This is a genomic window from Rhizorhabdus sp., from assembly GCF_018006725.1.
Lineage (GTDB): Bacteria > Pseudomonadota > Alphaproteobacteria > Sphingomonadales > Sphingomonadaceae > Rhizorhabdus.
In genome coordinates this window covers 1-8,197 of record NZ_JAGMXV010000203.1, presented here as the reverse complement: position 1 = coordinate 8,197, position 8,197 = coordinate 1, and the positions used below count along the sequence as shown (strand labels likewise).

At 65.4% G+C, this 8,197-nt stretch carries 6 protein-coding genes; 1 reads left to right on the top strand and 5 read right to left on the bottom strand.

The window, feature by feature from the left end; genetic code table 11:
• From KAY22_RS21080 to KAY22_RS21060, 5 genes are all read right to left on the bottom strand, one after another.
• The coding region (locus KAY22_RS21080) for a FecR domain-containing protein (protein WP_296625207.1) at positions 1-595 on the bottom strand (595 nt) is incomplete at its 3' end.
• 10 nt (positions 596-605) lie between these two features.
• Positions 606-1,304: a response regulator transcription factor gene (locus tag KAY22_RS21075; protein ID WP_296625206.1), complete on the bottom strand. Its 699-nt coding sequence runs from the start codon at positions 1,302-1,304 to the stop codon at positions 606-608.
• Positions 1,305-1,722: 418 nt separating this feature from the next.
• Positions 1,723-2,994 (bottom strand): DUF445 domain-containing protein, encoded by a 1,272-nt coding sequence (locus KAY22_RS21070; RefSeq protein WP_296625205.1) that lies wholly within the window; start codon positions 2,992-2,994, stop codon positions 1,723-1,725.
• A gap of 93 nt (positions 2,995-3,087) precedes the next feature.
• A complete protein-coding gene (locus KAY22_RS21065; RefSeq protein ID WP_296625204.1) occupies positions 3,088-6,174 on the bottom strand; it encodes an efflux RND transporter permease subunit in 3,087 nt (1,028 codons plus the stop codon).
• Between the two features lie 13 nt (positions 6,175-6,187).
• Positions 6,188-7,366: an efflux RND transporter periplasmic adaptor subunit gene (locus KAY22_RS21060; RefSeq protein WP_296625203.1), complete on the bottom strand. Its 1,179-nt coding sequence runs from the start codon at positions 7,364-7,366 to the stop codon at positions 6,188-6,190.
• 273 nt (positions 7,367-7,639) lie between these two features.
• Here KAY22_RS21060 and KAY22_RS21055 point away from each other — a divergent pair.
• A partial coding sequence (locus KAY22_RS21055; RefSeq protein ID WP_296625208.1) for an SIMPL domain-containing protein occupies positions 7,640-8,197 on the top strand: 558 nt, incomplete at its 3' end.

Below are 8,197 nucleotides of genomic sequence, written 5' to 3'. Positions count from 1 at the left end.
AATCGGTACCGCGCACGGCAGACACGGACAGCGGTGTCGTTACCTGAAAATCGCTGTTGGGATCGCGGATCGGCGTCACCGTCGCGCGGCTGCGGCCCGCTTCCAGCCGGAAGCGCCGCTCGATGCTGCCGGTCAGCAGGATGCGGCGCAGGCGCGAGACGTGGATGCGGCTTTGTGAGGGGAGTGAGATCGCGCTGCCGTCGGGCAGGGTGACCGTAACGAAGGCGTTGGGCCCTGTCTCCAGCTTCTGGCCCTGGCGGACCCGGGTCCCGACCTCGACCTGCTGGCTGTCGATCGTCGCAACGCCCCGGAACGAGGTGATTGCCCCGGCAATCGTTTCGATCCGCAGCAGCGGCTGCGGGATGAGCAAGGTCGACCCGACCGGCAGGCGGCGCGGATCGGCGACGGCATTGAGCTTCTGGATCGAGACGTAATCGTCGCTGACCAGATAGTCGCGTGCCAGTGCGGACAGCGTATCGCCAGGGCGCACCGTGTAGCGGAAGTACTGGTCCGCCGCAGGCGCCTGCGCGGCGACCGGGCCGGCAGCCCAGACTGCCAGCGCCGTCGCCAGTCCCAGGATGAGCTTGCTCCGCACGATTGCCGTCTTACTCCGTCTCGGGCTCGAGCGCTTCGAGCCGGTAGCCATAGCTGTACACCGGGATCAGGCGAAAGCCACGCTCGGGACGCAGGCCCAGCTTCGCACGGATGCGCGAGATATGGGCGTCGAGCGTGCGGGTCGGCAGATCGGGGTTACGACCCCATACGATCTCCAGCAGATAGGAGCGCGACAGCGGCCGGTGCATGTTGCGGAACAGCGTCGCCGCCAGTTCGAACTCCTTGGCGGTGAGAACGATGTTCTCATCCTCCACGCTGATGGTCTGGCGCGCCGGGTGCAGCGTGTAAGGGCCATAGCTCTCATTCGCGGCCACCGCCTCGCGCGGGCCGGTGCGGCGGTGCACTGCGGCGATCCGCGCCAGCAGCACGGTCGGCTGGACCGGCTTGATCACATAATCGTCGGCGCCGGCATTGAGGCCTGCCACGATATCCTCGTCGCTGTTGCGGTTGGTCAACAGGAGCGACGGGATCGGCTTGTCCATATTCTCCCGCATCCAGCTTATGATCTCGGGCCCGCTCTTGTCGGGCATGTTCCAGTCGAGGATCACCAGGTCGAACGTGTCCTGCCGCAGCTTCGTGATCAGCGTGCGGGCGTTGGGGAACTCATAGGCGAAGTGACCCGCCTCGATCAGCGTCTGCGTCACATAAGCGCGTGCTGCGGGTTCGTCGTCCAGTACGGCGATGCGCATGCTATCGCTCGAGGTCTTGGAGGGATCGTTTGTCGGCATCCGAGCCTTCATGCCCGTGCGCCGATACAATTCCAAGTATGTCCGGTCGAACTGTGTTCGGGTCTGCTCCACCCATGTTCCTGCCTCCCTTTCGCCCTTCGGGACGACATGGCTTTAGCCGAAGCGAACCGGGCGCAAATGATTGTATTTCCAAAGTTACAATTGTTTACAGCCACATCGATAGTTAACCGGCCTATGACCAGCCGCGGTGATGCCGGCGGCTCGATGATCGGGGGTGCCGGGTGGAAGGGTTGCTCCCCCTCCATGCTGGCCGGCCTGTCTCGCCCTGACGGGCTCAGGATCGCGGCCGTCGGCATTGCCAACCTTCCGACATTGTGCCGATCGATTTCCGTCCGCTCCGATCGGCGGTCGTATGGCTTCAGAGCAGGCCGGACAGGATGTGGAGGCCGACCCCGATCAGACCGCCGACGATGGTGCCGTTGACGCGGATATATTGCAGGTCGCGTCCCACGGCGTTTTCCAGCTGCGACGTCACGGTGCGCGCGTCCCAGCCGCGGATCGTCTCGGACACCAGCTTGACGATGTCGTCGCCATAATCGGCAACGAGCCCGACGGTGATACGACGGGCGAAGCGGTTGAGCGTCTGCCGTAGCTGCGGGTCGGTCTGCAGCGTTTCACCCAACTGGCGCAGCGCGGCGCCAAATTGCCCGCCAATCGCCGCGTCGGGGTTGCGCGCGCTGTCGATCAGCTTCAACCGCGCATTCTGCCAAAGCGTGTCGAGCCAGGCGCCGACGGCGGGGCTGGCGATGATCTCCGCCTTCATCGCAGCGACCCGCTCGCGCATCGCCGGATCATTTTGCAGCCGGTCGGCAAACTGCTCGAGCCCCTCCTGTGCTTTGCTGCGCAGAGGATGATCCGGGTCGGTCGCCATGTCGTCGAGCAGCTTGTGCAGCCCTTCCACGATCGCGGTCGACAATTTCTCGTCGAGACCGGTCCAGCGCATGAACTTGCCCGTCCGCGACTGGACCATGTCATGGATCATCGTCTCGTTGTGGAGCAGGACGCGGCTGCCCCAGCCGATCAGTCCATCGAGCATTTCGGCATGGCGATTTTCGACGATTGCCGCGTCGAGCGTGCGGCCGATCAGCGGCGCGATGTCGAACGTCTTGAGACGGCTGGCGAGCGCGCCCTTGACCATGGCGCCGAGCCGGTCGTCGCCGAGCGACTCCAGGATCGTGGCCAGGGCCCGCCCCATGCCGCCGCGAGCGCGACCGGGGGCAGGGGGTTGCGCCAGGAGTCGGCCGATGGCCGCCGCGACGTCGACCTTCTGCATCCGCCGGGCGACCACCGAAGCGGTTAGAAAGTTGACCCGCAGGAAGGATGCAAGGTTGTCGCCGATGCGATCCTTGTTGCGCGGAATGATCGCGGTGTGCGGAATGGGCAGGCCCAGCGGGTGGCGGAACAGCGCCGTCACCGCGAACCAGTCGGCGAGGCCGCCCACCATGGCTGCTTCCGCGAAAGCGCAGAGATAGCCCCAGGCTGCAGGTTCGCCGGGCGCTTCGTGCGATCGGGCGAGGATGTAGAGGCCCGCCATCGCCACGAGCAGGCCCGATGCGACTATGCGCATGCCGCGCACGCCGCCCTGCGCGGGATTGAAGCGGTCGAGCCCGGTCGCCTGAAAGATGTTCATGCGGTCTAAATGGCCGTTGGGCCGGATAGTTCAACCGAAACGAGTGCCGCCCCCGCTATCCACACAGGGCGCGGGGGCGGCCAAGTCGGTTCGTCATTCGGCGGCGTGGGGCGTGGCCTTCGTCTCATGGTCCGCCGGCGTGATCAGGAATCTGCCCAGCTTGGGCCCGATCCATTTCTCGAGATCGTCTGCCAGGGTGAAGCCGGCGGGGACGATGACCAGGGTGAGCAAGGTCGACATGGCGATGCCGCCGATCACGCAGACCGCCATCGGCGCGCGCCAACTGCTGTCGCCTGACAGGCCCAGCACGATCGGCAGCATGCCGGCGATCATCGCGACCGAGGTCATGATGATCGGCTGGGCACGCTTGTGGGCGGCTTCAAGGATCGCATCGGTCCGATCGACGCCCCGGCGCATCTCCTCGATTGCGAAGTCGACCAGCAGGATCGAGTTTTTCGCGACGATCCCGAGCAGCATCAGCAGGCCGATATAGACCGGCATCGAAACCGACATGCCCCAGATCTTCAGGAAGAGGATGCCTCCGAGCGGTGCCAGGAGCAGCGATCCCATGTTGACGAAGGGCGGCAATACCCGCTTGTAAAGCAGGACCAGCACCGCGAACACGAGCAACACGCCCGCGCCGACCGCAATGGCGAAGCCCGCGATCAGATCGCCTTGCATCTCCTGCTCACCGAACTTGATCTCGCGCACGCCGGTCGGCAGCGCCTTCATGATCGTCGATTTGTAGATATAGCCATAGGCTTCGCCGCTCACGACCCCAGGCGTAAGGTCGGCGCCCACCACGAGGCGGCGAACCTGATTGTAGCGGCGAATCTTCGACGGGCCGGCGCCGAAGGAGATGTCGGCGACGACCTTGAGCGGGACCGAGGTGCCGAAGCTGGTCTGCACCGGCAGGTTCTCGATCGCGGCGAGATCACGACGCGAATCCTCGCTCAGCGAGACCCGGATCGGAATCTGACGGTCGCTCAGCGAGAATTTCGCCATATTCTGTTCGATGTCGCCGAGCGTCGCAATGCGGATGGCATTGCTCAAAGCGGCCGTCGTCACGCCGAGATCGGCGGCGAGGTCGAGGCGCGGCTTGATGATCAGTTCGGGGCGCTGGATATCGCCGTCGATGCGGGGGTCGCGCATCATCGGGCTCTTGCGCATCTGCCCGATCAGCGTGTTGGCCGTCTGCTGCAGGATGACCGGGTCGTCGCCCGCCAGCATGACGGTGATGTCACGGCCGAACCCGCCGCTCTGCGACTGGAAGTTCACCCGTGCATCGGGGATCTTCGCCAGCAACGGGGCTGTCTCGCGCTCGAACTCGATGCTGGTCCGCTCGCGCTCCTTCGCGGGTTTCAGCGTGACATAGATCGTTGCGAAGCGGGTATCGCCATTGTCGCCGATATCGGCAAAGGCGTTGAGCACTTCGGGCTGGCTGCGCAGGATCGCGGTTGCCTGGTCGGCAACACGTTGCGTGTCCTCGGCGACGCGGGCACCGGGGGTCAGCTCGATCTTCACCGAACTATAGTCGATGTCGAGCGGCGGCTGGAACTCGGTCGGCGTGGTCGCGAACAGCGCGATCGTCAGGATGAACGACGCGAAACCCACGCCGATGGTTTTCCACCGGTTGCGCAGCGACCATTGAAGAACGCCGATATAGCGGTCCATCATCGGCCCGCCGCCATGCTGCTTCACGCCTTCGGCCTTGAGAAAATAGGCCGCTACCATCGGCGTGATAAGACGTGCGACGAGCAGGCTCATCAGCACGGCGACAGCCACGGTCAGGCCGAACTGCTCAAAAAACTGTCCCGGAATGCCGGGCATGAATGACACCGGCAGGAAGACGGCGACGATCGACATCGTCGTAGCCACGACCGCCAGGCCGATCTCGTCGGCGGCGTCCATCGCCGCCTGGTAGGCGCTCTTGCCCATGCGCATGTGTCGAACGATATTCTCGATCTCGACGATGGCGTCGTCGACCAGAATGCCCGCCACGAGGCTGAGCGCGAGCAGGCTGATCGTGTTGAGCGTGAAGCCCATCAGACTCATGAACCAGAAGGTCGGGATCGCCGAGAGCGGGATCGCGATCGCCGAGATCAGGGTCGCGCGCCAGTCTCGCAGGAAGAAGAACACCACCACGACGGCCAGCACCGAACCCTCGATCATCGCGTCGATGGCGGAATGATATTGCTCCTTGGTGTAGAGGACGCTCGTGTAGAGCTCCTTATACTCGACCTTGGGGTTCTCCTTGCGCAGTTCGTTGAGAACCTTGACGACATTGTCATAGACCTCGACGTCCGACGCGCCCTTCGCCTTCTGAATTCCGACCGACAGCACCTGCCGGTCGTTCATCTTGGAAATCTGCCGCTGTTCGCCGAAGGAGTCGCGCACGGTGGCGATGTCCGCCAAGCGGACGGTGCGCCCGTCACCGACCGAAATCTGCGTCTGGCCGAGCTCATAGGCTGAGGTGGCGTTGCCCAGCACGCGAACCGACTGCTCGGCCCCGGCCAGCTCAGCCCGCCCGCCGGCAGCGTTGAGATTGGTGGTGCGCAGGATATTGTTGACCTGAACGGCGGTCACGCCTTGCGCCTGCATCCGGGCAGGATCGAGCACGACGCGGATTTCGCGCGAGACGCCACCGCCACGGAAGACCCCGGCGATGCCCTCGATCGCCTGCAGTCGCTTGATCACCGTATTGTCGGTGTACCAGCTGAGCTGCTCGAGGGTCATGTCGAGACCTTCGACCGAATAATAGGCGATAGGCCCACCGTCGACGTCGATCCGCTTGGTCACCGGCTCCAAAATGCCTTCGGGCAGTTCCGACCGGATCTTGGAGACGGCGTCGCGCACGTCGTTGACCGCGCGGTCGACCGGCGTGCCGAGCTGGAACTCGATGTTGGTGCCCGACAAGCCTTCGCTGACATAGGAGGTTATCGACTTCACATTGCCGATCGACGAGACCGCCGCCTCCACCCGCCGGGTGATCTGCGTCTCCATTTCGGTCGGCGCGGCGCCGGGCTGCAAGATCTCGACGCTGACGCCAGGGAAGCTGATGTCCGGCATCTGGTTGATGTCGAGGCGCGCGAAGCTGATCAGCCCGGCAAGCGTCAGGCCCAGAAACAGGACGATCGGGGGAATGGGGTTCCGGATCGCCCAGGCGGAAATGTTGTTCATCGCGCGTTCTCGCTCAGCGGGCGGCGGGGCGGTTGGACAGCTGCGGTGTGACCTTGTCGCCGGGGTTCAGGAAGGCGCCTGCGGACAGGACGACCTTCTCGTTGCCCTGCAAGCCCGACAACACCACGACGCCGGCATCGGAGACGTCACCCGTCTTGACGTCGCGACGGATCACCTTGTTGTCGGGGCCGACGACATAGACGAACGAGCCCTTGTCATCGTGCAGCACGGCCGATTCAGGCAGCTGCGGCGCCTTGACCGATCCGCTGCGGATCGCTGCGCTGGCGAAGCCGCCCGGGCGCAAAGCGGGGTCGTAGCGCAGCTGGATGCGCGCCGTGCCCTGACGCGTCTGCGGGTCGATGACCGGCGAAATCTGCCACACGGTTCCGGCAAAGGCGCGGCTGCCGCCGATCGGCGTTACCTGCGCGGTGTCGCCGACCTTCAGGCGGGCAATGTCCTGTTCGGCAAGCTGGGCGCGAATCTCGATCTCGCCGTCCTTGGCGACGCGGAACAGCGCGCCTGCTCCGGCGCCGACGACCTGGCCCGGCTCGACCGCGCGGGTCAGGACGAGGCCGGAGGCAGGCGAACGAATGCTGAGCCGGCCGATCTGCGCGCGGCTCTCGCCGAGTTGTGCCTCGGCAACCGCGACGCGCGCGACGGCAGCGTCACGGCTGGCGGTCCGGCGGTCGATATCGGCCTTGGAGATGAAGCCACGGGCAACAAGGGCCTTGGCGCGGTCGAGCTCGGCCTGCGCGAGTTGGGCATCGGCGCGGGCGACGCGAACCCCGGCAGCGAGCGAGGCGGCCTGCTGCGTCTGCACCGAGCGTTCGATGACCGCCAGCGTCTGGCCCGCCTTGACCCAGCTTCCCGGCTCGACGAGCACGGCCTGGACCATGCCGCCCTCGCCCGCGATGCCGACCGGCATCTCGCGCTTTGCAGCGAGCGTGCCTGTCGCGGAGATCGTCGTCACGACATTGGTGCTGCCGGGAACGATCACGGTCACGCCCGGCGGTGGGGGCGGGGCAGGCTTGGCCTTGTTGCCGCCGAACAGCGCATATCCGATGACGCCGAGCGCGATCAGGCCTGCAAGAACCGCCCCGATGATGGTCCAACGACGACGACGGGCCTGCTCCTCGTCGAAGTCATAAGCCCTGTAGTCCGTCTGGATGCCGGATTCGACGTTCATCCCCATAATCCCGTAATCGGCCGCGCGGGCCCCCTTCGCTTCGATCCAGCTGTATTATATCAATACATCACCCCGCTCAAGGGGCAGCGCCCGCGCGGAAAGCCGGAGGGATCATAACGGTCCCGAAAGGCGTTCATGCCGCGTGCAGCGAGGATCCACCATTGTGCGGATAGCACGCACGGGGAGTTGCGGCAAAGCAGGAGCAAGACCAATATGGCAGTTAGTTTTTCCCGTTTCGGTGGTGCGGCGCTTCTGGCCGCTGCTGCTGCGGCGCCCCTGATGGCGCAGCAGCCGATGCTTCCGCCGGGCCATCCGCCGGTGATGGGCACGCGGCTCGACATCGTCGCGTCCGGCGAAGTCACCGCCATTCCCGATATCGCCACCATCGGAGCCGGAGTCGTGACGCAAGCGCCGACCGCTGCCGAGGCGATGAAGGACAATGCGCGGCGTACGGCAGCGACCGTCGCAGCGATCCGCAAGGCCGGCGTCGCCGACCGCGACATCCAGACCACGTCGGTCTCGCTCAGCCCGCAATATCGCTATGCCGACAATCAGCCGCCCGTGATCACGGGCTATCAGGCGTCGTCGCGGGTGAGCGTGCGCTTTCGCGACATCAAGGCAGCCGGCCCTGTCCTCGATGCACTCGTCGCCGCGGGCGCGAACCAGATCGACGGCCCGTCGCTGTCGATCGACAAGCCCGAGCCGCTGCTCGACAAGGCCCGCGAGCAGGCCGTCGCGATCGCAAAGCAGCGCGCCGACCTCTATGCCCGCGCCGCCGGCATGCGCGTGAAGCGCATCCTCGCGATCAGCGAGGGTTCGACCGAGCCCATGCCGATC

What these genes read in the sequence shown, in the direction of transcription:
- KAY22_RS21075 (WP_296625206.1), bottom strand. Translation starts at nt 1,304, where the DNA reads ATGCGCATCGCCGTACTGGACGACGAACCCGCAGCACGCGCTTATGTG.
- KAY22_RS21070 (WP_296625205.1), bottom strand. Translation starts at nt 2,994, where the DNA reads ATGAACATCTTTCAGGCGACCGGGCTCGACCGCTTCAATCCCGCGCAG.
- KAY22_RS21065 (WP_296625204.1), bottom strand. Translation starts at nt 6,174, where the DNA reads ATGAACAACATTTCCGCCTGGGCGATCCGGAACCCCATTCCCCCGATC.
- KAY22_RS21060 (WP_296625203.1), bottom strand. Translation starts at nt 7,366, where the DNA reads ATGGGGATGAACGTCGAATCCGGCATCCAGACGGACTACAGGGCTTAT.